The organism is Promicromonospora sp. NFX87, assembly GCF_048564965.1.
GTDB lineage: Bacteria > Actinomycetota > Actinomycetes > Actinomycetales > Cellulomonadaceae > Promicromonospora.
Window position 1 is genome coordinate 1,334,453 of sequence record NZ_CP183413.1, and the last position, 26,495, is coordinate 1,360,947.

The 26,495-nt window shown below is 72.9% G+C and carries 23 protein-coding genes; 15 read left to right on the forward strand and 8 right to left on the reverse strand.

Translation table 11 applies throughout. The features are described from left to right. Positions 1-109 precede the first annotated feature (109 nt). Entirely contained in the window at positions 110-844 is a 735-nt protein-coding gene (locus ACNYC2_RS05925) for a lytic polysaccharide monooxygenase auxiliary activity family 9 protein (protein ID WP_419706135.1), read from the forward strand. Positions 845-984: 140 nt separating this feature from the next. On the opposite strand, the gene ACNYC2_RS05930 is transcribed toward ACNYC2_RS05925, so the two are convergent. Next, on the reverse strand, positions 985-1,917 hold the full coding sequence (locus ACNYC2_RS05930) for an aldo/keto reductase (RefSeq protein ID WP_419706136.1): 933 nt from the start codon (positions 1,915-1,917) through the stop codon (positions 985-987). Between the two features lie 37 nt (positions 1,918-1,954). After that, complete coding sequence (locus tag ACNYC2_RS05935) at positions 1,955-2,815, reverse strand: aldo/keto reductase (RefSeq protein ID WP_419706137.1); 861 nt, start codon at positions 2,813-2,815, stop codon at positions 1,955-1,957. Positions 2,816-2,932: 117 nt separating this feature from the next. Here ACNYC2_RS05935 and ACNYC2_RS05940 point away from each other — a divergent pair, with 117 nt between their 5' ends. Beyond that, positions 2,933-3,811, forward strand: a complete 879-nt coding sequence (locus ACNYC2_RS05940; RefSeq protein ID WP_419706138.1) for a LysR family transcriptional regulator — start codon at positions 2,933-2,935, stop codon at positions 3,809-3,811. A gap of 34 nt (positions 3,812-3,845) precedes the next feature. On the opposite strand, the gene ACNYC2_RS05945 is transcribed toward ACNYC2_RS05940, so the two are convergent. Further along, positions 3,846-4,451: a TetR/AcrR family transcriptional regulator gene (locus ACNYC2_RS05945; RefSeq protein ID WP_419706139.1), complete on the reverse strand. Its 606-nt coding sequence runs from the start codon at positions 4,449-4,451 to the stop codon at positions 3,846-3,848. A 106-nt stretch (positions 4,452-4,557) separates the two neighbouring features. Here ACNYC2_RS05945 and ACNYC2_RS05950 point away from each other — a divergent pair, with 106 nt between their 5' ends. Both ACNYC2_RS05950 and ACNYC2_RS05955 read left to right on the forward strand, forming a co-directional pair. Then, complete coding sequence (locus ACNYC2_RS05950) at positions 4,558-5,307, forward strand: DUF998 domain-containing protein (RefSeq protein WP_419706140.1); 750 nt, start codon at positions 4,558-4,560, stop codon at positions 5,305-5,307. Then, positions 5,304-6,752, forward strand: coding sequence for a hypothetical protein (locus ACNYC2_RS05955; protein ID WP_419706141.1), 1,449 nt, complete (start codon positions 5,304-5,306; stop codon positions 6,750-6,752). The genes ACNYC2_RS05950 and ACNYC2_RS05955 overlap by 4 nt, the downstream gene beginning before the upstream one ends. Positions 6,753-6,822: 70 nt before the next feature. Here ACNYC2_RS05955 and ACNYC2_RS05960 read toward each other — a convergent pair whose 3' ends face one another. After that, on the reverse strand, positions 6,823-8,889 hold the full coding sequence (locus ACNYC2_RS05960) for an NPCBM/NEW2 domain-containing protein (protein ID WP_419706142.1): 2,067 nt from the start codon (positions 8,887-8,889) through the stop codon (positions 6,823-6,825). A 218-nt stretch (positions 8,890-9,107) separates the two neighbouring features. Then, a complete protein-coding gene (locus ACNYC2_RS05965) occupies positions 9,108-9,995 on the reverse strand; it encodes a helix-turn-helix domain-containing protein (RefSeq protein ID WP_419706143.1) in 888 nt (295 codons plus the stop codon). A 129-nt stretch (positions 9,996-10,124) separates the two neighbouring features. On the opposite strand from ACNYC2_RS05965, the gene ACNYC2_RS05970 reads away from it, so the two are divergent. From ACNYC2_RS05970 to ACNYC2_RS06005, 8 genes are read left to right on the forward strand one after another with little or no spacing between them, the layout of a single operon-like run. Further along, the gene (locus tag ACNYC2_RS05970; protein ID WP_419706144.1) at positions 10,125-13,709 is read left to right on the forward strand and encodes a DUF5107 domain-containing protein; all 3,585 of its coding nucleotides are present in this window, start codon (positions 10,125-10,127) and stop codon (positions 13,707-13,709) included. A 56-nt stretch (positions 13,710-13,765) separates the two neighbouring features. Continuing rightward, positions 13,766-15,067 (forward strand): ABC transporter substrate-binding protein, encoded by a 1,302-nt coding sequence (locus tag ACNYC2_RS05975; protein ID WP_419706145.1) that lies wholly within the window; start codon positions 13,766-13,768, stop codon positions 15,065-15,067. Then, positions 15,064-16,005, forward strand: a complete 942-nt coding sequence (locus tag ACNYC2_RS05980; RefSeq protein WP_419706146.1) for a carbohydrate ABC transporter permease — start codon at positions 15,064-15,066, stop codon at positions 16,003-16,005. The genes ACNYC2_RS05975 and ACNYC2_RS05980 overlap by 4 nt, the downstream gene beginning before the upstream one ends. Before the next feature lies 1 nt (position 16,006). Continuing rightward, complete coding sequence (locus ACNYC2_RS05985) at positions 16,007-16,834, forward strand: carbohydrate ABC transporter permease (protein WP_419706147.1); 828 nt, start codon at positions 16,007-16,009, stop codon at positions 16,832-16,834. Further along, complete coding sequence (locus tag ACNYC2_RS05990) at positions 16,831-18,942, forward strand: alpha-galactosidase (protein WP_419706148.1); 2,112 nt, start codon at positions 16,831-16,833, stop codon at positions 18,940-18,942. Before ACNYC2_RS05985 ends, ACNYC2_RS05990 begins: the two co-directional genes overlap by 4 nt. Then, positions 18,939-19,790: a hypothetical protein gene (locus ACNYC2_RS05995; protein WP_419706149.1), complete on the forward strand. Its 852-nt coding sequence runs from the start codon at positions 18,939-18,941 to the stop codon at positions 19,788-19,790. Before ACNYC2_RS05990 ends, ACNYC2_RS05995 begins: the two co-directional genes overlap by 4 nt. A 50-nt stretch (positions 19,791-19,840) precedes the next feature. Next, positions 19,841-20,590 (forward strand): sugar phosphate isomerase/epimerase family protein, encoded by a 750-nt coding sequence (locus tag ACNYC2_RS06000; protein ID WP_419706150.1) that lies wholly within the window; start codon positions 19,841-19,843, stop codon positions 20,588-20,590. Next, on the forward strand, positions 20,587-21,696 hold the full coding sequence (locus ACNYC2_RS06005; RefSeq protein WP_419706151.1) for a Gfo/Idh/MocA family protein: 1,110 nt from the start codon (positions 20,587-20,589) through the stop codon (positions 21,694-21,696). Before ACNYC2_RS06000 ends, ACNYC2_RS06005 begins: the two co-directional genes overlap by 4 nt. Positions 21,697-21,726: 30 nt before the next feature. On the opposite strand, the gene ACNYC2_RS06010 is transcribed toward ACNYC2_RS06005, so the two are convergent. Beyond that, positions 21,727-22,365: a TetR/AcrR family transcriptional regulator gene (locus ACNYC2_RS06010; RefSeq protein WP_419706152.1), complete on the reverse strand. Its 639-nt coding sequence runs from the start codon at positions 22,363-22,365 to the stop codon at positions 21,727-21,729. A gap of 33 nt (positions 22,366-22,398) precedes the next feature. Here ACNYC2_RS06010 and ACNYC2_RS06015 point away from each other — a divergent pair, with 33 nt between their 5' ends. Further along, positions 22,399-23,088, forward strand: coding sequence for an NADPH-dependent F420 reductase (locus ACNYC2_RS06015; RefSeq protein WP_419707784.1), 690 nt, complete (start codon positions 22,399-22,401; stop codon positions 23,086-23,088). Between the two features lie 54 nt (positions 23,089-23,142). Here ACNYC2_RS06015 and ACNYC2_RS06020 read toward each other — a convergent pair whose 3' ends face one another. Together ACNYC2_RS06020 and ACNYC2_RS06025 are read right to left on the reverse strand one after the other, a co-directional pair. Then, entirely contained in the window at positions 23,143-23,889 is a 747-nt protein-coding gene (locus tag ACNYC2_RS06020; protein ID WP_419706153.1) for a glycoside hydrolase family 16 protein, read from the reverse strand. A 10-nt stretch (positions 23,890-23,899) separates the two neighbouring features. After that, positions 23,900-24,706, reverse strand: a complete 807-nt coding sequence (locus ACNYC2_RS06025) for an SDR family NAD(P)-dependent oxidoreductase (protein ID WP_419706154.1) — start codon at positions 24,704-24,706, stop codon at positions 23,900-23,902. An 88-nt stretch (positions 24,707-24,794) separates the two neighbouring features. Here ACNYC2_RS06025 and ACNYC2_RS06030 point away from each other — a divergent pair, with 88 nt between their 5' ends. After that, positions 24,795-25,694 (forward strand): LysR family transcriptional regulator, encoded by a 900-nt coding sequence (locus ACNYC2_RS06030; protein WP_419706155.1) that lies wholly within the window; start codon positions 24,795-24,797, stop codon positions 25,692-25,694. A gap of 31 nt (positions 25,695-25,725) precedes the next feature. Then, on the forward strand, positions 25,726-26,487 hold the full coding sequence (locus ACNYC2_RS06035) for a class I SAM-dependent methyltransferase (protein ID WP_419706156.1): 762 nt from the start codon (positions 25,726-25,728) through the stop codon (positions 26,485-26,487). Positions 26,488-26,495 lie beyond the last annotated feature (8 nt).

Below are 26,495 nucleotides of genomic sequence, written 5' to 3' on the forward strand. Positions count from 1 at the left end.
ACCGTCCCTGACCCGTAGCGCTTAAACGATACGGAGCATTGTCGGAACTTCGTCGGGCTCCGAGGATCGAACGACCTGATCACTCGGAGCACCGACGAAGGAGCCGGACATGACGCTCTACGACACACTCGGCCGGGTCCGGGCGACGGCGCTGGCCGCCGTGCTGGTCCTGCTCGCGGCGGCGGCGATCGTCGTCGTGCAGCCCAGCCCGCCCGCCGCCTATGCGCACGGCGGCCTCACCTACCCGGCCACCCGCACCTACGCGTGCTACGTGGACGCGCTCAGCGGCAACCCGGGCGGTGACCTGGACCCGCAGAACCCCATGTGCGAGAACGCGCTGGCCGTGAACGGGAACTACCCGTTCTACAACTGGTTCGGCAACCTGCTCAGCAACGCGGGCGGGAACCACCGGGAGGTCGTCCCGGACGGGCATCTGTGCGGTCCGCAGGACCGGTTCTCCGCGTTCCGCGAGCCGGGCACCGAGTGGCCGACGACGACGCTCGAACCCGGCCGGACCATCACGTTCTCGTACAACGCCTGGGCCAAGCACCCTGGCACGTGGGCGCAGTACATCACCAAGGACTCCTGGGACCCGAACCAGCCCTTGGCCTGGGACGACCTCGAGCCGGTGCCCTTCAACGAGGTGACGAACCCGCCGCTGCGCTCGGGTGGGCCGCAGGGCGACGAGTACTACTGGGACGCCACGCTGCCGAACAAGTCGGGTCGCCACATCATCTACTCGATCTGGACGCGGTCGGACAGCCCGGAGGCGTTCTACAACTGCGCCGACGTGGACTTCCGCTTGCCGACGCCCACCACGCCGTGGCCCATCACGCCGATGTAGAACTGGGCGCGGGTGCGGGCCCGTGGAGCGACCACGACTGCGGGGTGTGTTGCCCTGAGTAGACGGTGTCTACCCTGCGCAACACACCCCGCAGTCCTGTACTTACCTTGGCGCCCGTACCAACACCGCGGCTCCCGGCATCACGGCACGATGTAGCCGGCCGTCCGGAACATCTCGTACCACTCGGCACGCGTCAGCGGCAGGTCCGACCCGAGGGCGGCGCCCGCCACGCGCTCGGGGCTGGTCGTCCCGAGCACTACCTGCATCTGCGCGGGGTGGCGCGTGATCCATGCGGTCGCGATGGCGATGGCCGGCACGTCGTACTTCGCGGCGAGCCTGTCGATCACGGCGTTCAGCTCCGGGTACTCGGGCGAGCCGAGGAAGACGCCGGTGAAGAACCCGGCCTGGAACGGCGACCAGGCCTGCACAGTGATGTCGTTCAGGCGGCAGTAGTCGAGCGTGCCGGAGTCGCGGCTGATCGACTGGTCCTCCGCCAGCATGTTCGCGGCCACGCCCTGCGCCACGAGCGGCGCGTGCGTCACCGAGAGCTGGAGCTGGTTCGCGACGATCGGCTGCGACACGGACCTGCGCAGCAGCTCGATCTGGCCGGGCGTGTGGTTGGAGACGCCGAACGAACGCACCTTGCCCGACGCCGCCAGCTCGTCGAACGCGCGCGCCACCTCGTCGGGCTCCACGAGGGCGTCCGGACGGTGCAGCAGCAGGATGTCGATGTAGTCCGTGCCGAGCGCGGCCAGCGAACCGTTCACGGACTCGGTGATGTGCTCGTACGAGAAGTCGAAGTACGGCCCCTCGCCCACGATGCCGGCCTTGGTCTGGAGCACTATCTGCTCGCGCTCGGACGACGTGAGCTGCATCGCCTCGGCGAACCGCTTCTCGCAGCCGTGCAGGCTGGAGCCGTAGACGTCGGCGTGGTCGAAGAACGAGATACCGGCGTCGCGGGCGGTCTTGACCAGCTCGCGCACCTCGTCGTCCGTCTTCTCCTGGATGCGCATGAGGCCGAGGACGACGTTCGGGACCGTGAGGTCGGTCCCGGGCAGGGTGAAGGTCTTCACGGGGATTTTCTCCTGTGGGTGGGAAGTCGGGGGAGGCTCAGGCGGCCGAGAGCCGCGCCACCTCGTCGGCGGTGAGCTCGAGCTCTGCCGCCGCCGCGGAGTCGGTGATGCTGGCAGGCCGCGAGGCCCCGGGGATCGGTACGACGACGGGCGACAGCGCGAGCTCCCAGGCCAGGACCACCTGGTACGGGCTGACGCCGTGGTCGGCGGCGACCTCGGCCAAGGCGGCGTGGCGGGTGGCGAGCTCCCCGGCGTTGGAGATGCCGCCCAGCGGGCTCCACGGCAGGAACGCGATGCCCAGCTCGGCGCACAGCTCCAGCTCGGGCTCCGACGAGCGGAACCGCGGCGAGAACTGGTTCTGGACCGAGACGAGGCGGCCGCCGAGGATGTCCTGCGCCTGCCGGATCTGGTCCGGGTCCGCGTTGGAGATGCCGGCCATCTCGATGACGCCGTCGTCGAGCAGGTCGCGGATCGCGCCCACCGAGTCGCCGTAGGGCACGTTCGGGTCGGGCCGGTGGAACTGGTACAGGCCGATGGCCTCGACCCCGAGCCGCTTGGCGGACGCCTTCACGGCCTCCTTGAGGTACTCGGGCCGGCCGTCCTTGGTCCAGGAACCGTCGCCGGGACGCAGATGCCCGCCCTTGGTGGCGACCAGGACGCCGGAGGTGTCGCCGCCGTAGGTGCGCAGGCCCTCGGCGATGAGCTCCTCGTTGTGGCCCACCTCGTCGGCGTGCAGGTGGTAGGCGTCGGCGGTGTCGATGAGGGTGACGCCCGCGTCGAGGGCGGCGTGGATCGTGGCGATCGAGCGGTCGCGGTCGGGACGCCCCTCGATGGACATCGGCATGCCGCCGAGGCCGATCGCGGAGACGGCACGGCCGCCGATGGTGCGCTGCTGCATGGTTACTCCTCGTGTCGCAACGGGTTCGAACCTGAGACTAGGAAGCGATAACCTAGAAGTCCAACAACTCCTCATCATCATTCCTAGAACTGGTACTGCTTAATGGAACTGCGTCAGATGGAATACCTGGTCGCCCTCGCGGACGAGCGGCAGTTCACCCGCGCCGCCGAGGTCACCGGCGTCTCCCAGTCCGGGCTGTCCGCCGCGATCCGCAACCTCGAGGTAGAGCTGGGCACCAGGCTGTTCACGCGGACCACGCGCAAGGTCGAGCCGACCGAGGCGGGCCTCGCGCTGCTGCCCTTCGCCCGTTCCATGCTCTCCTCCGCGACGGAGGCTCGCGACGCGGTGGTGCAGGTCTCCCGCGAGCTCGCGGGAACGCTGCGGGTCGGGGCGGAGCAGTGCCTCGGCTTCGTCGACGTCGGCTCCCTGCTCGAACGGTTCCACCGCCGCTACCCGCGGGTGGAGATCGCGTTCACCCAGGCGGGCTCGCACGAGCTGCTGGCCGGGGTGCGCGACGGCGACCTCGACGCCGCGTTCGTCGCGACGTCGGACCATGTGGGCGTGCTGCCGCGCGCCGTCCTGGGAAGGGAGCCCGTGGTGCTCCTGTGCCCGCCGGAGCATCCGTACGCGTCCCGCACGGCGGTGGACCGGGCCGAGCTGGGCGGCGAGACCTTCATCGACTTCCACCCCTCGTGGGCGATCCGCCGGATGAACGACGAGTCCCTTGCCGCGCGCGGCGTGCACCGCCTGGTGCGGTGCACCGTCAACGACGTGCACACGCTGCTCGACCTGGTCGACCGCGGGCTCGGCGTCGCGCTCGTACCGCGGCACGTCGCGGCCAAGCCGCAGGCCGCGCGGCTGGCCGTGGTCCCGCTGCTGCCGGACGGCGGGGCGGACTGGGTCGTCTCGGTCGTCACCAACTCGGGGGAGCGCCAGGACTCACCGGCCCCGCACCTGCTGGAGCTGCTCGACGACGCCCCGGTGCCGGCCGCCTGAGCCGGTTCGAGCGTGCGGACCGGGCTTCTTGCGGTCAGCGTGATGGGGGAGCGGCCTGCGCCGCGTAGGAGTCCCAACCCCGGTCGAGGACGCCGAACCCCGTGCCGATCATCGCTTCCGGGTCCGCGCTGTCCGAGGCGAGCAGCTGGATCTGGAGCGCGAACCGCACGTAGATGCGCACCTCGTCGCTCGGCTCCGCCTGCCCGAACTCCTCGGCGACGGCCGCCGCGAGCGCGTCCTCGTGACGGAGCCACATCTGGGACGCGTAGTTCACGATCGACGGGGTCGACTCCATCAGCTTGAGGATGCGAGCCCCGTTCGGTCGCGACGCCATCTCGGCGAGCTCGGAACGGTAGTGGTCCTGGAGCGCCGTCGAGATGGACGTGCCGACGGGCCTGTCGCGGATCGCGGAAACCAGCCGTTCGTGCTGCGCGGCCTCGTCGTCGAAGAGCAGCGCTTCCTTCTGCGGGAAGTGCGCGAACACGGTCGTCGGGGACACGTCGGCCTGGTCGGCGATCTCCCGCACGCTCACGTCGTCGAAGCCGCGCGCCAGGAACAGCTCGGTCGCCGCGTCGACGATCGTCCTGCGCGTGGCTGCCTTCTTGCGCTCCCGGCGTCCCGGTGGTTCTGCGTTGGCCATGCGGCCGACATTACTGTATCGGGCGCACAACTGGCTTGACACCAAAACTGGTATCGATACAGTTCCGATGTCAGACCAGCGAAACGCGAGCCAGGAGAAGAAGCCGATGAATACCCCAGAGTCCCGGGCCCTCGCCTCTGAGACGTACCCGACCGTGCAACGCCGTGCCGCCGGCGCGGTGCTCGTCGCAGCGGCGGCGATCTTCTTCCTCGCCGAGCTCATCGCCGCCGCGGCGTGGACGGATCCGCCCTACAGCTACACGTACCACTACATCAGCAACCTCGGGGTGCGCGGTCCGTCGGAAGCACTTGGGCAGGCCATGAACTCGCCGCTCGCCTGGGTCATGAACACCGGCTTCTTCCTCTTCGGGACCATGGCGCTGGCCGGCGTCGTGATGCTCCGGGGCCTGCGCGGATGGCGCCGTGGGGCAGCGCTCGTACCGGCTGCCGCGCTGGCCGCCGGCGGCGTCCTGCTGGCGTTCTTCCCCGGCTCCGCCGAGGCGATGCGGGACGGCACCGACGCCTATCACGGGCTCGGCGCCATGGCGGCCATCGTCGGCGGCAACGTGCTCGCCATCGTGCTCGGCCGGGTGTACCGGCTCATCGGCGTCCCCCGGAAGTCGGCGAGGGCCATGGTCCTGCTCGGCGTGTTCGGCCTGGTCTCGCTGGTCGTCTTCTTCGCCGTCGCCGGCTCCGACGCCAACCTGATCGGCCTCGTCGAGCGCTGCGCCGTCTACCCGCTCCTGATCGCCCTGGCCCTCGCGGGCCTCTCAACGATGAGTACGCCGGCGGTCCGTCGTCGGACTGTGCAGGAGGCGCGCAGCGAGCGTGCCGCTCACCGAGGAGCGACACAATGAAGCATGTACGACCGGCCCTGGCGTCGGCACTGGCCCTGATCGTGACCGCATCGGCCCTGCCGGCCGCCGCCGTGGAGGCGGTGCCCGGCGAGGTCGTCGAGTACACCGGAACGATCGACGGCGCGGACTACCGGGCCGTCGTCCCCGAGGACTGGAACGGCACCCTCGTGCTGTTCGCGCACGGCTACTTCCCCACGCAGTTCGCGGGGCAGGGGTTCGAGATCCCCGACCAGCTCGCCAACAACGTCCGCGCGGAGGAGTGGCTGACCAGCCAGGGCTACGCGCTCGCCGGTTCGATGTTCGGCGACGACGGGTTCGGCTACACGCTGCCCGACGCCGTCGACCAGCAGGAGGCGGTCCTGGACTGGTTCGCCGACGAGATCGGCGAGCCGGACACGACGCTCGCGAACGGTCAGTCGTTCGGTGGTGCGATCGTGGCCCTGCACGCGGAGCAGGACCCGCGCGTCGACGGCGTGCTCGGGACGTCCGCGGGATTCGACCCGCTCGGTGGCTGGGACGCCGCCCTCGACGTGCAGTACGCGGCGATGACCCTCCTGTTCGACGGCCTGGTGGACGCGAACGGCAACCCGGTCGAGATCGTTGACCCGACCGACCCCGAGGCTTCGCAGGACGCCCTGACCGGTGCCGCGTACGAGGCGCTGGGCAAGCCCGAGGCGTTCGACCCCGAGGCGAATGCCCGCCTGGCCCTCGCGGGGTCGCTGGTCCAGGTCCCCGCCTGGTTCGACTTCGCGACGCCGCGCCCGGAGGACCCGCTGGACGCCGCCCACGCGCTGAGCCAATGGGTCGTGAACGCCTACCTCAACGGGCACGGCCCCGTGGACCGGGCGCACATCGCCGAGACGTTCGGCGGGAACCCGTCGACCAACGCCGACGTCGACTACCACGAGCTGTTCCGCCGGTCCGCGGAACGCCGGACCGTGGAAGCGGCGTACGAGGCCGCGGGCCTCGGCAAGGATCAGCTCCGCGCGGACCTGGACGCCCTGGCCGCGGGGACGCGGTACGACGCCGACCCCGCCGCACGGGCTCGGATGGCCGAGCACACCTCCCCGGGCGATCTCGACGTCCCGGTCCTCACGGTGCACGCCACCGGCGACGGCGGTGCCCCGGCGGCCGACGTCCGCTCCTACACCGACGCCGTCCGCGCCGAGTGCGGGGACATCCGCAACCTCTGGGTCGCGCGCGGCGGGCACCCGACGGTGACCGCGGCGGAGGAGATCGTCGCGATCCAGGCCCTCGAGCACCGCGTGCGGACCGGCGTCTGGCCGCCGCTCGACCCTCGCGCCACGGGCAGGTCCGCCGCCGCCCTGCCGGCGGAGACCCAGGTCGTGGCGACGTGGACCGAGACCTTCGAGACGATCTTCGTGCCCACGGCCGCGACGTTCACCCGCTACACCCCGCCCCGCGCCCCCCGCGCGACCTACTGACCTTTGAGTGCTGGGTATTTGTCCTCTCGGAACGTTCCGAGAGGACAAATACCCAGCACTCAACGATGGGTCAGCAGGTGGTGGTCAGCGACAGCCAGTCCGTGCGGTCGTTGTAGCCGCCGTCGGCCGCGTCGCCTATGCGGAGAGACAGGTCGCGGACGTCCGTGACGTCTACGTCGAACGGGATCTCCGTGCCGCGGGTCACGGTGCCGCTCGACCAGAGGGTCTCGCCGTCGCCGACCACCTCGAAGGTCGCCGTGCCGCCCTCCGGGCCGACGTTGTTCACGGCGTCATCGATGCCGACGCCGCCCGTGAGCCGGGTGCACGCCCCACCCAGGTAGTACCGGATCTGCGACGGGCTGGCGACGCCGATCCCCGTCGGGTGCACCGTGCCCGCCACCGTGAGCGGCGAGCCGCCGCCCACGCTCTGGTCCACCGCCGGCTCCATCCACCCGCTGCTCGCACTCACCCACGGGTGGCGCGACAGCACGACGCCGCTCCCGCTGGGCGCGGCGGGCGCGACCGTCACGCGCGACGGCGGCGTCGTGCCGGTCGGCGCGCCCGCGTACGAGACGGACGCCGCGACGTCGTAGCTCCCAGTGGCGGTGCCCGGCGGCACGTCCACGGTGAAGGCGACGGTTGCCGAGTCACCGGGGCGCACCAGGCGTGGTGCCGGGCCGGCGGGGCTGACCGTCCAGCCGTCGGGCGCCGCGAGCGAGACGGCCGGACGGCGCACGGCCGTGCTGCCGTCGTTGTGCAGCGTCACCTCGGTCGTGAGCCGGTCGCGGGCCGCGGCCAGCAGGTCGGTGGTCGGCGCGACGACGTCGGACCCGACCGCCGTGAAGGCCGGCGACGCGGCGACCAGGCGCGGGACGCCGTCGGCCCGGATGGGCGTGACCCGCAGCAGGGCGGCGCCGTGCGCCGGGACGGCGGCGCGGATCGTGCCCGCCGACTGCGTGCGGCCGTCCGTCCAGGTGTCCAGGACGGCGAACGACCGGCCGCGCAGGCCCAGGTCGCGGGCGGTCGTGGAGACCTCGGCAGGCCGGTCGCCGCGGTTCAGCAGCGCGACGGCGACCGAGCCGTCCGCCAGCGGCTTGGCCCACGTCTCGCTGGTGCCGGCCGCGCCGACGCGGGTGCCCTGGATGCCCAGCGGGTCCTGGTCGATGGCCAGCACGTCGTCGTCGAGCAGGATGTCCATGGACTCCTCGCTGAGCGTGCGCGGGTCGCTGGAGATGATCAGCGGCGCGGCCGCGATGGTCCACAGCGACATCTGGGTACGGAACTCCTCGGTGGTCATGCCGAGCTCCGGGCCCAGGTAGTCGGGGTCGCTGAAGTGCCCGGGGCCCGCGACCTCGGGGTGCCGCGCGTTGGCGTCGAAGTTGCGCAGCACGTCCTTGAACTGGATCTGCCCCACGAACCCGACGTCCGTGTAGGTGCGCCAGGACTCCGCGATCTCGGGCGCGTACGTCCAGGACCAGGTCGACTGCTGCTCCTCGGGGTAGTCGCCCCAGTCCGGGGAGGTGACCGGGTTGCAGAGGTTGAAGATCATGGGCCGGCCGGAGCTGTTGTTCCGCAGCGCCTCGGCGAACGCCGTGAACGCCTCCCGCGGGTCGAGGTCCGCGGTGATGCCGCACAGGAAGTCGACCTTGACGGCGTCGTACCCCCACTCGGCGAAGGTGTCGGCGTCGGTCTGGTAGTGCCCGCCGCTGCCGAGGCCGCACGTCCCGGGGATGTACGGGCCGGCGTCGGTGTAGATGCCGGCGCGCAGGCCGCGGTCGTGGATGGCGTCGGCCAGCGCCGCCATGCCGTCGGGGAACCGCTCGAGGTCGCCCTGGAGGCGGCCGTCCGCGCCGCGGGGGATGTCGGCCTGCCAGCCGCCGTCGAGCCACACGATGTCGTAGCCCGCCTCGGCCAGGCCGGACGAGACCAGGAAGTCGGCCACGTCCAGCACCTCGTCGGCACCGAAGTCGCCGCCCAGGCCGTAGTAGGTGTTCCAGCCCTGGTAGGGCGTGGGGCTGGGGCTCGACGGCGGCTGGCCGACGGCGGCTGCGGGGCCCGCCGCCAGCCCGGTCGCGGCCAGCGCTGTCGTGAGCAGGGCGGCACTCGCTCTCGCCGCCCAGGTACGTACGGTGAACATTCAGGTCTCCTGACGTCGTCGTCGGTTCGGCGGTGCGCCGAAGGAGGAACCCGCTCAGCAAACCGCGCACCGGGGCCGGGGCGGAATGCAGAACCCGACGCACCTGCCTGGACGATCCGACGCGGCGGCTCGTCGGATGGTCGGCAGAATGTCAGGTGATCGGCACCTCGGAATGCCGATCACCTGACAGATTGCCGACCATCCAGGCCGGGCCGCGCTCAGCGCTCGCGGTCGTGGAGGTTGCGGCGGAAGTCCGTCGGGCTGCAGGAGTGGACGCTGCGGAACTGGCGCGAGAAGTAGAACGGGTCCGGGTAGCCGACCGAGCGGGCGATGTCGGCGACCGGCAGCTCCGTGGTGATGAGCAGCTCACACGCGCGGGCCATCCGCAGCCGTTTGGCGTACTCGACCACGCCACCGCCGGTCGCCGCCCGGAAGCGGGCCGAGAAGTGCGACGTGCTCAGGCCGAACCGGCGGGCGAGCGCGGCCACGTCGACGACGGTGTCCAGGTGCGTGCGCAGGTACTCCTGCGCGGCGCGGACGGGTTCGCCCCGGACCGGGCTGCCCGCGGCGGCGTCGGCCGTGATCTGGGCGAGCACCGACCAGGCGGCGCCCGCGCAGCGCAGCAGGCTGGGGTAGGTCTCGTCCGTCTCCAGCGCCTGGACGACGCGTTCCAGGTCGGCGACGACGCGGACCAGGTCGTGCACCTCGACCACCGCCACGTCGTCCGGCCCGGCGCGCCCGGCGAGGTCGCGCTCGAACTCGTCCGCGTCCGGGCCGCGGGCATGCATCCACCAGATCGTCCATGGATCGTCGTCGTCGGCCCAGTACTCGTGGGGTACCGCGGCGGGGATGACCAGGGCCTCCGCCGCCGAGATCCGGTGCAGGCCGCCGGGGGTGCGGCACCAGCCGCGCCCGGCGGAGGAGACGATGACGATGGTCCCGATCGCGCCGTGCTTGCGGACCCGGCCGTGGTTGGCCGCATGCGGAAAGTAGCCCGCGTCCGTGACCAGCAGCCGCGACGTGGGGCCGGCCTTCGCGGCCGCGCGGACCACGGCGGCCGGCAGCACCCGTAGGCGCTGTCCGGGGAAGCCGTCGCGGATTCGCACTCCTGGAGCGTAGCCCCACCGGCCCTACGCCGGCAGCACGGGAATTCCGGCGCGGATCGTCGGATCATCCAGGCAGTTAAGTCGATACGTCGCTTCCGGCGTCGGCCGGTGGTTCGTACCGTCGGTCACATGCTCGATGTGGAGTCAGCGCTCGACCTGCCCGACCTTCCCGCCCGGCCCGACGACCTGGCCGGCCGGGCCGCGGCCGCCTGGGAGGCGCCGCTCACCCTCACCACCTACGAACCCCTGCCGCCCGACCGGTTCCCCGCGTACCTGGACCGGCGGGTCTACCAGGGGTCGTCGGGGCGGGTGTACCCGCTCCCGTTCCACCACCAGATCGCCGACGAGCCCCACCAGCGGGCCTGGCGCGCGGTGCACCTCGAGAACGAGTGGCTGCGCGTGGTGGTGCTGCCGGAGCTCGGCGGGCGCATCCACGTGGCCCGGGAACGCCGCACCAGCCAGGACTTCTTCTGGACGAACCCCGTGATCAAGCCCGCGCTGGTCGGCCTGGCGGGCCCGTGGGTGGCGGGCGGCGTCGAGCTCAACTGGCCCCAGCACCACCGCCCGGCGACCTACCTCCCGGTGGACGTCGAGATCGAGGAGGAGCCCGACGGCGCCGTCGTCGTCTGGTGCTCCGACCACGACCCGTTCACGCGGATGAAGGGCATGCACGGCGTGCGGCTGCGCCCCGACAGCGCCGTGCTGGAGCTGACGGTGCGGCTCTACAACCGCACGGAGCTGCCGCAGTCGTTCCTGTGGTGGGCCAACGTCGCGGCCAGGGTGGACGACGACTACCAGTCGTTCTTCCCGCACGACGTCACGTACGTGGCCGACCATGCGCGGCGCGCGATCACCGCGTTCCCGCACGCCGATCGGCCCTACTACGGGGTCGACTACCCCGCCCGGGCCGGGGACGTCGGCACGGCGGCCGACGCCGCCGAGCTCAGCGGCGACCAGCTCGACTGGTACCGCAACATCCCGGTGCCGACGTCGTACATGTGCCTGGCCAGCGACGAGGAGTTCTTCGGCGGGTACGACCATGCCGCGCGCCTCGGCTTCGTGCACGTCGCGGACCGCGCGCTCTCGCCCGGCAAAAAGCAGTGGACCTGGGGCAACGCCCCGTTCGGCCACGCCTGGGACGCCAACCTGGCCGACGACGGCTCCCACTACGTCGAGCTGATGGCCGGCGTGTTCACGGACAACCAGCCCGACTTCGCACACCTCGCCCCCGGCGAGACCAAGGTGTTCTCCCAGTTCTGGTACCCGTTCCGCGAGGTCGGGCCGGTGGACCGGGCCACCCTCGACGCCGCGGTCCGCCTGGAGCGGCTGGCGACCCGGTCGGGTACGACGGCGCGGACCGGCGTCGTCGTGCCGCGTCCACTGGCGGGGATCGAGGTGACGCTGTCCCTGGAGGGCCGGGTGATCGCGACCGACGTCGTGGACGCCGACCCGGCGCACCCGGCGCAGCTGACGCACGACCTGCTCCCGGGGACGGGGCCGCTCACGGTCACGGTGACCCACGAGGGCCGGGTGCTGGTCGCCTGGGAGGAGCCGGCCACGGCGCTGGCCGAGCCTGTCGAGACCAGGGTTTCGACAAGCTCAACCAGCGGCGCGGCCGAGCCCCCTGAGCCCGCCCCCGCCGAGGAGCCGCCCGCCCCCGAGGAGGTCGGCAGCGTCGAGGAGCTCGCGCTGATCGCGGCGCACCTCGAGCTGTACCGGCACGCCACCCGCGCCCCCGAGCCGTACTGGCACGAGGCGCTGCGCCGGGACCCCGGGCAGACGGACAGCCTGATCGGTCTCGCGCGGCGCGCCTACGTCGCGGGCAGCTTCGGGGAGGCCGCCGAGCACCTCGAACGCGCCGTCGGGCGGCTGACCAGGCTGCACCGCAGCCCCCGCGACACCACCGCGATCTACCTGCTGGGCCTGGTGCGCGAGGCGCTCGGCGACGACTCCGGCGCCTACGAGGCCTACGCGCAGGCCGCCTGGGCGCGGGCCTGGCGGGCCCCTGCCGGCTACCGGATGGCCCGGCTCGACGCGCGTGCGGGCCGCTACGCGCAAGCCCTGGCCCGGCTCGCCGACGTGCGTCGCACCGAGCCGGACCACCTGCAGGCGCTCGCGCTCGCGGTGGTGTGCCACCGCCGGGCGGGGCAGCAGGAGGCGGCCTCCGCCGCGCTGGCCGCGGCCCGCGCGCTCGACCCGCTCGACGCCTGGCTTCGGCACCTGGACGGCCTGCCCGCGAGCGGCGACGCGCAGACCCTCCTGGACGTCGCGATCGAGCTCGCCGGGGTAGGGGAGCACGACGCGGCGCTGGCCTGCCTGGCCGACGCCGAACGGCGCGAGGACCACCGGCCGGCGGGCCAGACCGCCGTCCGGCCGCTGCTCGCCTACCACCGCGCGCACGTGCTGCGGCTCGCGGGCCGCGCCGCCGAAGCCGCCGAGGAGCGGGCTAGGGCCCGCACCCTGGACGTGACCTGGTGCTTTCCCGGCCGGCTCGCCGACGCGGCGGTACTCCAGGAGGCGGCCGACGCCGAACCCGGCGACGCCGTCGCCCGGTCGCTGCTGGGACACTGGACCTACGCCGCCGGACGCCGGGCCGACGCCCTGGCCTTGTGGCGCCAGGCCGTCGCGCTGGACCCGGCCGACGCGGTCGCCTGGCGGAACATCGGCCTGGGCGCCGTCAACCACGAGCGGGACCTGGCCGCGGCCCGCGACGCGTACGTCCGGGCCCGTGCCGCAGCGCCGGGGGACGCGCGCCTGCTGTACGAGAGCGACCAGCTCGCCGCGCTGCTCGGCGCGAGCCCCGTGGCCCGGCTCGACGCGCTGATGGCGTCAGATGACCATGCGTCTGCTGCCAGCCAGGGGTCGGATCTGGCAGCAGGTGCATGGTCATCCGAGGACGACGGCGACGGCCGTCCCGCCGCCCTCGACCGCGACGACCTCGCGGTCGAGACGCTGCACCTGATGATCACCGAAGGGCGGGCCGACCAGGCCGTGACGATCCTCGGCCGACGCCGGCTCCACCCCTGGGAGGGCGGCGAGGGCCAGGCGCTGCTCGCCTGGGACCGCGCGCACACCCGCCTCGCGCTGGACGCGCTCGCCGACGCCCGGGCGGGCGACGCCGTCGAGCACGTGCGGGCGGCCCTCGCGCCGCCGCGCAACCTGGGCGAGGCCCGTCATCCGCTGGCCAGCACCGCCTACCTGCACCTGCTGCTCGGGGACGCTCTGGCCGCCGCCAAAGACCCCGGCGCCGAAGACGCCTGGCGCACCGCCGCGGCGCAGCGCGGCGACTTCGTCGACATGAGCACGCAGGAGCACGGCGAGCAGACGTTCTGGACGGTGCTCGCCCTGCGCCGCACCGGGCAGCACGACGCGGCGGACGAGCTGACGGCGTCGCTGCGCGCCTACCGCGACCGGTACGCCGTCGAGGTGCCCCGCGTCGACTACTTCGCCACCTCGCTGCCCGACCTCCTGCTGTTCGAGGAGGACCCGCTGCGGGTGCGTGACCGGCGCGTGCTGTTCCTGGACGCGCAGCTCGCCCTCCTGGCCGACGACGCCGCGGCGGGCGAGGCCCTGCTCCGGCGGCCGGAGCTGGCGGCGTCCCGGCACGCGGCCGATCTGCGGCACGGCGTGGCCCGCCGGGGCACCGAGCTGCTGCACGGCCCCACCCCGGCCGGACCGACTACGGATGCGGACCTACCCGTTTCCGTGCACTGAATGCACTGCACCGAATTCACCAGTGCGCCAACGAGGGCGCACGAAGGAGGAACAAGATGTCCGAGCGAACCAGGATGTTCGAACTGACCCGCCGCCAGCTGCTCGCGGGCGGCATGACGCTGGGCGCCGCGAGCCTGCTGGCCGCGTGCGTGGGTACGACGTCGGGCGGGGGAGGCGGCGGCGGCGCGAGCACCGGCGTCGTGACCCTGCAGAACTCGATCCAGGACGCCGACCCGAAGGCCGCGCTGGAGGCGCTCGTCAAGGCCTACCCGGGCGGCGACGTCACCATGAACTCGGTGGCGACCGAGCAGTTCCGGGCGCAGCTGACCAACTACCTGCGCTCCGGCGACGCCCCCGAGGTGCTGAGCTGGTACGCCGGTTCCGTGGCCCGGTCCTACGCCGAAGAGGGGCTGCTCCTCGACGTCTCCCCGCTGTGGGAGGGGGACGGCGCGTGCGCCGGGTACTCCGACGCGCTGCGCGGCCTCTCGTCGGGTGCCGACGGCAAGCAGATCTTCGTGCCCACCAACTACTACTGGTGGAGCGTGTTCTACAAGAAGTCGTCGTTCGAGAAGTGGGGCGTCGAGCCGCCGACGTCGTGGGACGAGTTCCACGCCCTGTGCGAGAACCTCCGGGGCCAGGGGATCAACCCGCTGACGAACGGCCTGGCGTCCACGCCGTGGATGGCCTCGGGCTGGTTCGACTACCTGAACCTGCGGGTCAACGGCGCCCAGTACCACCGGGAGCTGCTGGCCGGCGAGCACGCGTTCAACGACCCCGAGGTCGTCGCCGTCATGGAGGAGTACAAGCGGCTCATCCCGTACTTCGACAAGAACATGGTGTCGTACTCGGCCCAGGAGGCCGCCACGCCGATGGCCCAGGACAAGTCGGCGATGTACCTCGTCGGGGCGTTCGTCACCTCCTACTTCCCCGAGGACCAGCAGGACGACCTCGACTTCTTCTCGGTCCCGGTCATCAACGACTCGGTGCCCACCGCCGAGGAGGCGCCGACCGACGGGTTCTTCGCGGCCGCCAAGAGCGACAACCACCAGGGCGCGCTCGACCTGCTGAGCTACCTCGCCTCCGCGGAGTCGCAGCAGCAGTTCATCGAGCAGTCCGGCTCCGCCAACCTGCCGACGTCGCCCGACGTCGACACGTCCGCCTTCAGCCCCCTCGTCCAGAAGGGCATCGAGCTGCTGAGCAACACGGAGGAGATCACGCAGTTCTTCAACCGTGACTCGTCCGACGCCCTCCAGGCCACCGCAGACACCGCCCTGACCAAGTTCCTCGCCGAGCCCGACTCGATGAAGAGCATCCTGGACGAGTGGCAGACGGCGGCCGAGGGGGTCTTCGCGTCGTGAGCACCCAGACCTCTGTCGCCGCGACGCGGCAGGGCGACGGAGCCGGGAGCGGCAGGCCCCGCCGTCGCTCCCGGCTCGCGCGCGTCCCGCTGCTGGTCTGGGTGTTCCTGCTGGTCCCGTTCGTGCTCGAGCTGTTCTGGGTCTTCTGGCCCGCCGCGAACTCGTTCTCGCTCGCCCTGACCCGGTGGGACGGCATCGGCCTGGCCGAACCCGTCGGCCTGCAGAACTTCCGCGACCTGGCGGACGACCCGATCTTCCTGACCGCCCTGCGGAACAACGTGATCTGGGTCCTCGGCTTCGGCGGCCTGTCGGTGATCGGCGGGCTCGTCCTGGCCGTCACCCTGAACAAGCCCGGCCCCCTGGTGGGGCTCTACCGCAGCGCCATCTACCTGCCGATGGTCGTCTCGCTCGCCGTGAGCGGCCTGTTCTGGCGCGTCATGTACGCGCCCGAGGGGCCCATCAACGGCACGCTCGGCCTGCTCGGGCTGGAGCACCTGGAACGCCAGTGGCTCGCCGACCCCGCCGTCGCCCTGTGGGCCGTGCTGATCGCCGCCGTCTGGCGCCAGGTCGGCTACATCATGGTGCTGTACCTGGCCGGCCTCAAGGGCACCGACCCGACGCTCGAGGAGGCGGCCGCTGTCGACGGCGCCAACGCGTGGCAGCGGTTCTGGCGCATCGTCATGCCGCAGCTGCGCGGCGTGAACACCGTCGTCTTCGCAGTGACCGTCATCGACTCGCTGCGCACCTTCGACATCGTCTGGGCCATGACACGCGGCGGCCCCTACAACGAGACCCAGCTCCTGAGCACGTACATGTTCCAGCAGGCGTTCACCACGGGGAACCTCGGCTACGCCTCGGCCATCGCCGTCGTCATCTTCGCCCTGGCGATCGGCTTCATCATCACCTACCTCGCCCGCCAGGCCCGGACGGAGGACTGACATGACCGCACGCAGTGCCCGCTCCCCGTGGCTGCACGTCGCGATGATCCCGGTGACGCTCCTGTGGCTCAGCCCCATCGTGTTCGTCCTGTTCGTCGCCGTCCGCTCCTTCGACGACATCGCGAGCCGCGGCCTCGGCGCCCTCCCCGCGTCGTTCAGCACCGAGGGCTTCGCCACCGCGCTCACCGACGGCGGCGTCCTCCAGGCGCTCGGCAACAGCGTCGCCGTCACCGCGTGGGCGGTCTTCGCCTCCCTCGCGCTGTCGTCCGTCGCCGCCTACGCGCTCAGCCGGTTCGACATCCCCGGCCGCCGCACCATCCTGCTCACCATGCTCGCCGGGAACCTCCTGCCGCCGCAGATCCTGCTCGTCCCGGTCGCGGCCATCACCGAGGCCATCGGCATCGCCGACACCCGCACCGCGCTCGTCGTCGTGCAGGTCGGGTTCGGCATCGGCTTCTACACGTTCGTGCTGCACGGCTTCATGCGCAGCCTGCCCACCGAGGTCTTCGAGGCCGCCCGCCTCGACGGCGCCGGACCCGGCGGCATCTTCTGGCGCATCGTGCTGCCGCTGTCCAGGCCGGCGCTGGCGGCGCTCGCGGCCCTGGCGACGACCTGGATCTTCAACGACCTGATCTGGGCGATGACGGTGCTGCGCACCGAGTCGAAGTTCCCGATCACCGCGGCCCTGCTCAACCTGCAGGGCGGCTACGCGAGCGCGTGGAACGTGGTGGCGGCAGGTTCGTTGCTGGCGGCCGTCCCGACGGCGATCGTGTTCTTCATGTTCCAGAAGCAGTTCGTGTCCGGACTACTCGTGGGGGCCAACAAATGACGTGGACGCTCCCGACCCGCTCGGGCCGGTACGTCGTGGGTCCCGCCCCGCGCGGGGCCGGGTTGGTCGCGGTCGACTGGGGGCCCGACGGCGGTGAGGCGCGGCCGCCCGCGGCGGCGACGTCCTCCTTCGAGGCGGACCTGGACCTGCTCCCGCTGGAGGCGACGGCGCTCGGCACGCGCAACGTGCACGGCGCCGAGCTCGTGGTCCGGCGGGCGGACGCCCTGCGGGGCGCGCGCCTCGCGCTCTCGGGCGAGGTAGAGCTCGGGCGGGACGACGACGGCGCGACCCACCTCGTGTGCCCGCTGGCCGACGACGTGCTCGGCCTCGGCGTGCGCCTGCACCTGCGGACCCACCCCGCCCACGACGTCGTGGAGAAGTGGGCGGAGCTGCACAACACCTCGGAGCAGCCGATCGAGCTGCTCCGGGCGTGGGGCGGGGCGTTCGCGATCCCGGCCGAGGCGGGGGCCGGTGCCGGGGCCTCGGTGAACCTGCTCGGCGGCGCCTGGTCGCGCGAGTTCACGCCGTTCGACGTGGGGCTCGGCGCGGGGACGCTGAGCATCGGCAGCCGGCAGGGCATCACGTCGCACACGTATGCGCCGGTGGTTACGGTCGTGCCCGCCGGAACGGACGGGGTGGTCCGTTCTGCCGGAGCGGACGCCGGCGTCCGGTACGGCGTCGCGCTCGGATACAGCGGCTCGTGGCGGATGACGCTCGACGCCGTCCCGTTCGCCGACCACGTCCGGGTCGCCGCCGGCCCCGACGACGAGTCGGGCATCCTGGCCCTCGCGCCGGGGGAGCGGCTGACCACCCCGGTCCTCGCCGGGGTGCGCGTCGAGGGCGACGCCGACGACCTGGCGCACGCCTGGCACGAGTACCAGGCGACGCTGGCCCGCACACGCGGCCCCGAGCACCGGCCGGTCGTCTACAACTCGTGGTTCGCCACCACGTTCGACGTCCGCGTGGCGCACCAGCTCGAGCTCGCGGCAGCGGCCGCGGAGGTGGGTGCCGAGGTCTTCGTGGTCGACGACGGCTGGTTCCGCGGGCGCACGAGCGACCGCGCGGCGCTCGGCGACTGGGAGGTGGACCTGCGCCGGAACCCGGACGGCCTGGGCCCGCTCGCCGAAGGTGTCCGCGCGCTCGGCATGCGGTTCGGTCTCTGGGTGGAGCCGGAGGCCGTGAGCCCCGACAGCGACCTGTATCGCGCGCACCCCGAGTGGGCGCATCAGGTGGCCGGCCGCCCCCTGGAGACGCTGCGCAACCAGTACGTGCTCAACCTCGGCCGGCCCGAGGTCGAGGAGTGGGTCTTGGATACGCTGCGCCGGTTACTGGGCGACGGCGACGTCACCTACCTCAAGTGGGACATGAACCGTTCGATCGCCGACGGCGGGCAGAGCGTGCTCGGCGGAGACGACTGGTCCTGGCGGCACACCCAGGCCTACTACCGGATCCTCGACGCCCTGCGCGCCGGGTTCCCGCAGGTCACCGTCGAGGCGTGTGCGGGCGGCGGCGGGCGGATCGACCACGCGGTGCTCGCGCGGACCGACGTCGTCTGGCCCAGCGACGAGACCGGGCCGCGCGACCGGCTGGCGATCCAGCACGGGTTCCTCGGCGTGTTGCCCGCCTGGACGATGAGCTCCTGGGTCACGGATCTGCCGGACCTGCTGGACCGCGACCGGGACGGCGCACCGGCGAGCCTGGAGTTCCGGTTCGTCGTCGGGATGGCGGGGGTGCTCGGCATGGGCGCCGACCTCCTGGCGTGGGACGCCGCGACGCGGGAGCGGGCTTCGTCCCTGGTGGACCTGTACCGGTCGATCCGGACCGTGGTGCACACCGGCCGGGTGCGGCGGCACGGGGCGCCGTCGGACGAGGCGTGCGCGGTGCAGTACACGGGGGCGGACGCCGTCGTCGTGCTCGCGTGGCGGCGGCCCGGTGCCGCCGGTCTCACCGTCCGCCTCCGCGACCTGGACCCGGACGCGCGGTACCGGTTGCGCGGCGACGACGACGCGTGGACCAGCACATTCACGGGCAAGGAGCTGATCACAGACGGGATTGCGATCGGCTGGACCTGGGAGGACTGTGCGGTGATGATCCTGGACCGCGTGTGACCGTGGCGGGACCGGCCGGCGCCGGACGCCCCCTGACCGTACGGACCGACCTGGCGCTCGGCGGGCGCTGGACGTCGCTCGCCACGCCCGAGCGCGAATGGCTCTGGCGCAACCCACGGGTCCCCGACGCCGAGCGGGCCGCCGTCGCCCCGGGCGACGCGTTCGTCGACGCGGGCGGCGGCGAGGAGTGCTTCCCCACGCTCAACGGCCCGAGCGACCACGGAGAGGTCTGGTCGCGGCCGTGGGCCGCCGACGACGCCGAACCGGGTGTAGTCGTCGCGCCGGTCTCGGCCGGCGGTCTCACCCTGCGGCGTCGGCTGAGCGCGGACGACGGCGTCGTGCGGGCGAGGTACGCGATCGACGGCCCGCCCGGCGCCGCCGTCCTGCACGCGGTGCACATGCTGCTCGACGTCGGTCCCGGCGCGCGGCTGGAGGTGCCCGGGCGACCGGACGTGCTGGTGGTCGAGTGGCCGGAGCGGGGACGGACGGTGCCGTCCGTCTGGCCGGACGGCGATGGAGTGTCCTTCGACGTCCTGGGCCCCGACGACGGGACCGCCCGCTGCGCCGTCGTCGCGACCGACCGGGTAGACATCGTGGACGGCGCCGACCGGCTCTCGCTCACCTGGGGCGTCGACACGGGCTTCTCGGCCCCGGTGTCGTTCGTGGTGTGGCGCAACCTCGGCGGCTGGCCCAAGGACGCGCCGTACCGCTCGATCGGCGTCGAACCGCTGCTCGGCGCGGAGTCCAACCTGGACCGGGCGGCGCCGCATCAGCTCGCCCACCTGGACGACACCGGCCGGATCGGCTGGTGGCTGGAGGCTCGCGCCCAGAAAAATCTTCCACTGTAAGAATTTGTAGGTACGATCGTCGTGCTGACCATGCCGAACGAAGGAGTTCCATGCCGACGACGAAGCCGACCACCTCAGTACAGCTCTACACGGTCCGAGACGCGGTCGCCGAGGACCTGGCCGGCGCCGTGGCGCGCCTCGCCGAGATCGGGCTCGAGCACGTCGAGCCCTACGCCTTCCACGAGCGCACCGCGGAGTACGGCCGCGCCTTCGCGGCGGCGGGGATCGCCGCGCCGTCGGGCCACGCGCCGGTGCTCGGCTCGGACGTCCCCGAGGCGATCTTCGACGCCGCGGCCACGCTGGGCATGGCCACGGTGATCGACCCGTTCGTCCCGGCCGAGCACTGGCAGACGGCGGAGCAGGTGGCCGAGCTCGCCGAGCGGGTCAACGGGCTCTCCGTGCTGGCCGCCGAACGCGGCCTCGAGTTCGGGTACCACAACCACGCCTGGGAGCTGAGCACCCGCATCGAGGGCAGGCACGCCCTCGAGCTGTTCGTCGAGCACCTGGACCCGGCGGTGGTGCTCGAGGTCGACACCTACTGGGCGAGCGTCGGCGGGGCTGACACCCCGGCGCTGCTCACCGCGCTCGGCGACCGCGTGCGCCTCATCCACGTCAAGGACGGCACGCTCGACGGCGACGTCCAGGCGCAGCAGCCCGCGGGCTTCGGCGCGGTGGACGTGCCGGCGATCCTGGCCGCCGCACCCCGGGCGACCCGCGTGATCGAGTTCGACGCGTACGCCGGCGACGTGTTCGCGGGCATCGCGCTGTCGTTCGCGTGGCTCGCGGAGAACGACCGTTGACCGGGCCCGGGGCGGCCGGCGTCGGCATCATCGGCGCCGGCAACATCTCGACCCAGTACCTGGAGAACCTGACCCGGTTCCCCGACGTCGAGGTCCGGTTCGTCGCCGACCTCGATCAGGCGCGCGCGGCCGCGCAGGCCGAGGCCCACGGGGTCCGGGCCTCCGGAACCGTGGACGAGCTGCTGGCCCGCGAGGACATCGACGTGGTCGTGAACCTCACCGTCCCGGCGGTGCACGCCGACGTCGGGCACCGCATCCTCGCCGCGGGCAAGCACGTCTGGAGCGAGAAGCCGCTGGCCCTCGACCGCGACGCGGCGTCCGCCCTGCTGGCGGACGCCGAGGCGCGCGGCCTGCGCGTCGCGTGCGCCCCCGACACCGTGCTGGGCGCCGGCATCCAGACAGCGCTGCGGGCGATCGCGCGCGGTGACATCGGGGAGCCGCTGACCGCGACGACCATGTTCCACGTGCCGGGCCCGGAGGCGTGGCACCCGAACCCCGACTTCCTGTTCGCGGTCGGCGCCGGCCCGCTGTTCGACATGGGGCCGTACTACGTGACCACGCTCGTGCACGTGTTCGGTTCCGCGACGCGGGTCCAGGCGGTCGCCTCCACGTCCCGCCCGACCCGCACCATCGGCAGCGGCGCCCGGGCCGGCGAGGTGTTCGACGTGCTCGTGCCGACGCACCACGCCGCGCTCATCGAGTTCGGCCCCGGTCGTTCGGCACAGTCGACCTTCTCGTTCCAGCACGCCCTGGACCGAGCCGGGCTCGTGGAGATCAACGGCACCGAGGGCACCATCGTTTTGCCCGACCCGAACACGTTCGACGGGGACTCGTCCCTGTGGCGCTACGGGTCGGACGAGCCGACGGTGCTCCCGGCGGTCGGTCCCGCGCTCGGACGCGGCGCCGGGGTGGTCGACCTGGTGCGCTCGATCCGCGACGGCGGCACCGAACGCGCTTCGGGGGCGGTTGCCGCGCACGTGCTGGACATCCTGCTCGCGGTCCGCGACGCGGCGGACACCGGGAAGCCCGTGGAGATCGACTCCGTCGTCGGCCCGGTGGCGCCGCTGCCGGAGGGCTGGGACCCCACGGTCGTGTCACCGGTGTAGGTCACGGGTGCCCGGCGGGCGGCCGAGCGCTCAGGCCTCGGCCGCCTCACCCGCCCCAGGTCCCGGCAGGAGCCGTTCCAGCAGCTCCAGCGACCGGCGGACGTCGACGTCGTCGGGGGCCAGCAGCCACTGCAGCTGCAGGCCGTCCGACGCCGCGACGACCAGCGCGGCGGCGTCGTCCGGGTCGACGTCGGCGGCGATCGCGCCCGACCGCTGACCGGCCCGGACCCGCTCCGCGAGATCGGTCCGGACGCGCTGGTACCGCGCCTGGACGAACTCGCGCGTCGCCGGGTGCTGCTCGCCCTGCAGGGCGTCGGTGGTCAGTGTCGCGTAGAGCTCGACCAGCCCGGGGATGGAGCGGTTCCGCTCGGCGCTCTTCTCCATCATGGCGACCGCCGAGACCTCCTCGGGCGCCGACGGTTCGTGCGCCTCGGCCTCGTGGACCTGGGACTCGTGCGCCCGGTAGACCTCCACGAGCAGCTCGTCGCGGTTGGCGAAGTAGTACCGCAGCGCGGCGTGCGAGACGCCGATGGCCTCGCCGATGGCGCGCAGCGAGGCGCCCACCCCGCGTTCGGCGAACAGCCCCATCGCGCTGAGGAGGATCTGCGCGCGCCGCTCGGGACCCTTCCGGTACGACCGCCCGTGGGATCCCGCATCGCCGTTCGCCATGGACGCCATGGTACGAACGCATGTGACACATGGATCTCACGTGGACGGAATGCCGCGCGAATCCCTGAGGTTGCCGCCCGTATGACTACTTTCGGCATCATCGGAGCGGGAAACATCGGCAGCCAGGTGGCGCGCGTCGCCATCGCGCAGGGCAACGAGGTGGTGATCGCCAACTCACGCGGTCCCGAGACCCTCGCGGACCTGGTCGAGGAGCTGGGCCCGAAGGCCCGCGCGGCCACGGTGAAGGAAGCAGCCGAGGCAGCCGACGTCGCCGTCGTGTCGGTGCCGTTCAAGTCCTACCGCGACATCCCGGTCGAGCCCCTGGCGGGCAAGGTCGTGCTCGACACGAACAACTACTACTGGGAGCGCGACGGCCGCGTCGAGGCGCTGGACCGCGGCGAGGCGACGGTCTCCGGCCTGCTGCAGGAGCACCTGCCCACCTCGAAGGTCGTCAAGGCGTTCAACCAGATCATGGCCGCGGACATCACGACCGACGGCACCCCCGAGGGGACCGAGAACCGCCGGGCCCTCGTGACGGCGAGCGACTACCCGGAGGCCGTCGAGCTCGTCACCCGGTTCTACGACGAGGCGGGCTTCGACACCGTGAACGCGGGACCGCTCAGCGAGTCGTGGCGCGCCGAGCGTGACCGGCCCGCCTACGTGGCCCGCCAGAACGCCGAGGAGCTCAAGGCGAACCTGGCCAAGGCGCCGCGCACGATCTGACCCGGACCGGCTGTCCCGGACCGGGCCGGTCGGCTCCGTCCGGGACGCGACGGCTCACGGGGCGTCGGTCCCGGTCACCGACCGGACCACGGCGGTCCTCGGGTAGTGGCCGGGGTCCCGTGGCCCGGCGGGGAACTCGAACAGGTCGATCATGAGCTGCAGGGGATAGGCCAGGACCTGGTCCGACGTCCAGACGGTGTCGCCGTCGACGAGCAGGCGCACACCCGTGGCGTCCCAGTGCGCGGCGTAGGTGTGCGGGGTGGTGGCGTCCAGAGGGAGTCGGACGTCGGCCAGGTCGGTCCGCAGGCGTGGGTCGTGGTGCGCCTTGATCCCGAGCCGCACCGTCGAACCGCCCGGGCCGACCTGGTCGCCGAACAGCTCGGCGAGGCAGATCTCCCCGGAGTCGTCGGGCGAGCTCTCCTCGAACCCGACGAGCCAGACGCCCACCATGCAGGTGGGGTCCGGTGAGGCGCTCACGACCACCTCGACCTCGCCGGACGACGGCGTCCACAGCCGCCGTGTCGGCGTGGCAGTCCGCACGACCAGGCCGTCCGGCCGGTGCCGGTGCTGGCCCCGCGTGCCGCCCACCGGGCCGGCCCAGCTGCCGGTCTGGAGGTTGGAGACCCGCATCTCGCCGTCCTCGGGCCGCCAGGCCGGCTGGTCGTGGTCGATCCGCAGCCGGAGGCCGCCGGGCACGAGGTCGTACCTGGCGGCCGACCGCTCCGGCGTCGTCCAGTGCGGCAGGTAGTGGGGCACCCACAGCCCGGCGTCGAGCGCTGGTCCCGCGAACGTGTCGTGCATGCCGCAAGTCTCAGGCCCCGAACGCCGCCAGCGCCACCGGCTCCCACTCGCGCCACGTGCGCAGGCGCTCGGCGTAGATCTGCTCGACCTCGGCGAAGGTCCTGCCGAGCAGGACGTGCAGCGGGGGCTGCTCGGCGTCGGCGATCCGGAGCAGCGCGGCCCGGGTCGCGTGCGGGTCGCCGACCTGGAAGTCGGGGGCGGTCGCCTCGCGGACCTCGTCGTAGTCGGGGTTCGGGGCGCTGACGTGCGCCGCGGTGGCGAACCCCGTGGCGTAGGGTCCGGGCTCGACGTTGGTGACGTGGATGCCGAACGCCGCCACCTCCTGGGCCAGCGCCTCGGACAGGCCCTCTACCGCCCACTTGGACGCGTGGTACGCGCCGAAGCCGGGGTAGGCGCGGACGCCGCCCTCGCTCGTGACCTGGAGGATCCTCCCGGACCGCTGTGCGCGCAGGATCGGCAGGACCGCCTGGGTGACCCAGACCGTGCCGAAGAAGTTGGTCTCGAGCTGGGCGCGGAGCTCGGGCTCGGTGACCTCCTCGACCAGGCCGATGTGCCCGTACCCGGCGTTGTTGACGACCACGTCGAGCCGGCCGAGGTGCTCGGCGGCGCGGGTGACGGCGTCGAGCACCGCGGTGCGGTCGGTGACGTCGAGGGCGATGGGCAGGACGGCGTCGCCGTACTTGCTGCTCAGCGGCTCCAGCGTGCTGGTGTCGCGGGCGGTGGCGGCGACGCGGTCACCGCGTTCGAGTGCGGCCTCGGCCCACTCGCGGCCGAGGCCCGTGGACGTTCCGGTGATGAACCATGTCTTGTTCTCCATGTCTCCATCGTGCGACTCGGCAACCCATTCCACCAGCGACTCTTTCGCACACGAGACATGCGCTCGCCGCATGGCTAATGATGGCCCCATGGCTGAGCTCACCGTCACCGCCCTGCGGGTCGTGCACGCCGTCGTCGGCACCGGATCGTTCACCGCGACGGCCGACCTGCTGGGCTACACCCAGTCGGCCGTGTCCCGTCAGGTCGCGGCGGCGGAGGCCGCCGCGGGCGCGCCGCTGTTCGTGCGCGGGGCGCGCGGCGTCGTGCCGACGCCGGCCGGGGCGCTGGTCGCCCGCCGGGCCGCGACCGTGCTCGCCGAGCTGGACGCCGTCGGCAAGGACCTCGCGGGGCTCGCGGACCGGCTCGCGGGCCGGGTGGTGGTCGGCGCGTTCCCGACGGCGACGTGGGTGCTCGCGCCGCGGGCCGTGGCGGTCGTGCGGCGGCAGCACCCGGGTCTGACGGTCGACCTCCAGGAGGCGTCCACCCCGGCCCAGCTGCGCCAGCTCCGGGCGGGGCGCATCGACGTCGCCGTGATCGGCGTCGGCGCCGACCTGCCCGCGTACGACCTGGACGGGCTGAGGCGCGACCACCTCGTCGACGGACGCTCCCTGGTGGCGGTGCCGACGGGGCACCGGTTCGCCGACCGCGGACGGGTCTCGGTGACGGAGCTGGCCGAGGAGGAGTGGATAGTCGGCAGTGGGCTGCGCGGCGAACCGCAGTTCGGGGCCTGGCCCACCCTGCTCGAACCGAGGGTGGCGTACACGGCCCGCGAGTGGCACGCGCGGCTCGGCCTGGTCGCCGCGGGGCTGGGCATCACCACCCTGCCCGAGATCGCCGCCCCCGCGATCCCCGCTGACGTCGTGACGGTCCAGGTGGACGACCCGGCCTGGCTCGGCCGGGCCGCGGTCGCCGTCACGCGGCCGGAGCGCCCCGCGGGCGTCGAGGCCGTGGTGGCGGTGCTGCGCGAGGTGGCGCGGGAGCTGCGCTGACGTGTCTACCGCGGTCGGATAATCTCCGGGCATGCAGTCGACCCGCCCGGATGATCCCTGGTCCGCCGTCGCCGACGACTGGGGCCGGTACTGGGGCACGTTCGCGCGGCCCGCGTGGGAGCCGCTGCTGCGCACCGCCGGGATCGGGCGCGGCACGCGAGTGCTCGACGTCGGCTGCGGCAGCGGCGAGCTGCTGGAACACCTCCAGGACCGGGGCGCGGTGCCCAGCGGCGTCGACCCGGCGCCGCGGATGGCCGAGCTCGCCCGGGCGCGGGCGGTCGGTGCCGACGTCCGGCTCGGCGACTTCGAGGAGCTGCCGTTCGACGACGGCGTCTTCGACGCGGTGCTCGCCGTGAACGCGTTCCAGCTCGCCGAGGACCCGGACGCCGCACTGGCGGAGGCCGCCCGCGTGCTGGTGCCGGGCGGCGTCGTCGGCCTGGCGGGGTGGGCCGAACGCGCGCGGAACGACCTGGACGCGATCAACGCCGCGCTCGCCGCGGCCGACGACGAGGAACCGCCCCAGGACGGCCCGCTGCGCGTCGAGGGCGGGCTCGCCGGCGTGCTGGGCGGCGCGGGCTGGGACGTGCTCGACGGCGGCGTCGTACCGGTCGCGTGGACAGCGCGCGGCGACACGGACCTGGTGCGCGGGATCCTCTTCGGCGAGGGGGAGTCGACGATCGCGGACCTCGCGCCCGTCGTGGTCGGTGCCGCCGCACCGTTCCGCCAGCCGGACGGCGGCTACCGGCTCATGAACGCCTTCCGCTGGGCCGTCGCGCGGCGTCCGGAGGGCTGATCCGCCCG

What these genes read in the sequence shown, in the direction of transcription:
- ACNYC2_RS06035 (WP_419706156.1), top strand. Translation starts at nt 25,726, where the DNA reads ATGCAGTCGACCCGCCCGGATGATCCCTGGTCCGCCGTCGCCGACGAC.
- ACNYC2_RS06025 (WP_419706154.1), bottom strand. Translation starts at nt 24,706, where the DNA reads ATGGAGAACAAGACATGGTTCATCACCGGAACGTCCACGGGCCTCGGC.
- ACNYC2_RS05970 (WP_419706144.1), top strand. Translation starts at nt 10,125, where the DNA reads ATGCTCGATGTGGAGTCAGCGCTCGACCTGCCCGACCTTCCCGCCCGG.
- ACNYC2_RS05940 (WP_419706138.1), top strand. Translation starts at nt 2,933, where the DNA reads ATGGAATACCTGGTCGCCCTCGCGGACGAGCGGCAGTTCACCCGCGCC.
- ACNYC2_RS05955 (WP_419706141.1), top strand. Translation starts at nt 5,304, where the DNA reads ATGAAGCATGTACGACCGGCCCTGGCGTCGGCACTGGCCCTGATCGTG.
- ACNYC2_RS05950 (WP_419706140.1), top strand. Translation starts at nt 4,558, where the DNA reads ATGAATACCCCAGAGTCCCGGGCCCTCGCCTCTGAGACGTACCCGACC.
- ACNYC2_RS06020 (WP_419706153.1), bottom strand. Translation starts at nt 23,889, where the DNA reads ATGCACGACACGTTCGCGGGACCAGCGCTCGACGCCGGGCTGTGGGTG.
- ACNYC2_RS05960 (WP_419706142.1), bottom strand. Translation starts at nt 8,889, where the DNA reads ATGTTCACCGTACGTACCTGGGCGGCGAGAGCGAGTGCCGCCCTGCTC.
- ACNYC2_RS05935 (WP_419706137.1), bottom strand. Translation starts at nt 2,815, where the DNA reads ATGCAGCAGCGCACCATCGGCGGCCGTGCCGTCTCCGCGATCGGCCTC.
- ACNYC2_RS05985 (WP_419706147.1), top strand. Translation starts at nt 16,007, where the DNA reads ATGACCGCACGCAGTGCCCGCTCCCCGTGGCTGCACGTCGCGATGATC.
- ACNYC2_RS06010 (WP_419706152.1), bottom strand. Translation starts at nt 22,365, where the DNA reads ATGGCGAACGGCGATGCGGGATCCCACGGGCGGTCGTACCGGAAGGGT.
- ACNYC2_RS05975 (WP_419706145.1), top strand. Translation starts at nt 13,766, where the DNA reads ATGTCCGAGCGAACCAGGATGTTCGAACTGACCCGCCGCCAGCTGCTC.
- ACNYC2_RS05945 (WP_419706139.1), bottom strand. Translation starts at nt 4,451, where the DNA reads ATGGCCAACGCAGAACCACCGGGACGCCGGGAGCGCAAGAAGGCAGCC.
- ACNYC2_RS06000 (WP_419706150.1), top strand. Translation starts at nt 19,841, where the DNA reads ATGCCGACGACGAAGCCGACCACCTCAGTACAGCTCTACACGGTCCGA.
- ACNYC2_RS05925 (WP_419706135.1), top strand. Translation starts at nt 110, where the DNA reads ATGACGCTCTACGACACACTCGGCCGGGTCCGGGCGACGGCGCTGGCC.
- ACNYC2_RS06030 (WP_419706155.1), top strand. Translation starts at nt 24,795, where the DNA reads ATGGCTGAGCTCACCGTCACCGCCCTGCGGGTCGTGCACGCCGTCGTC.
- ACNYC2_RS05990 (WP_419706148.1), top strand. Translation starts at nt 16,831, where the DNA reads ATGACGTGGACGCTCCCGACCCGCTCGGGCCGGTACGTCGTGGGTCCC.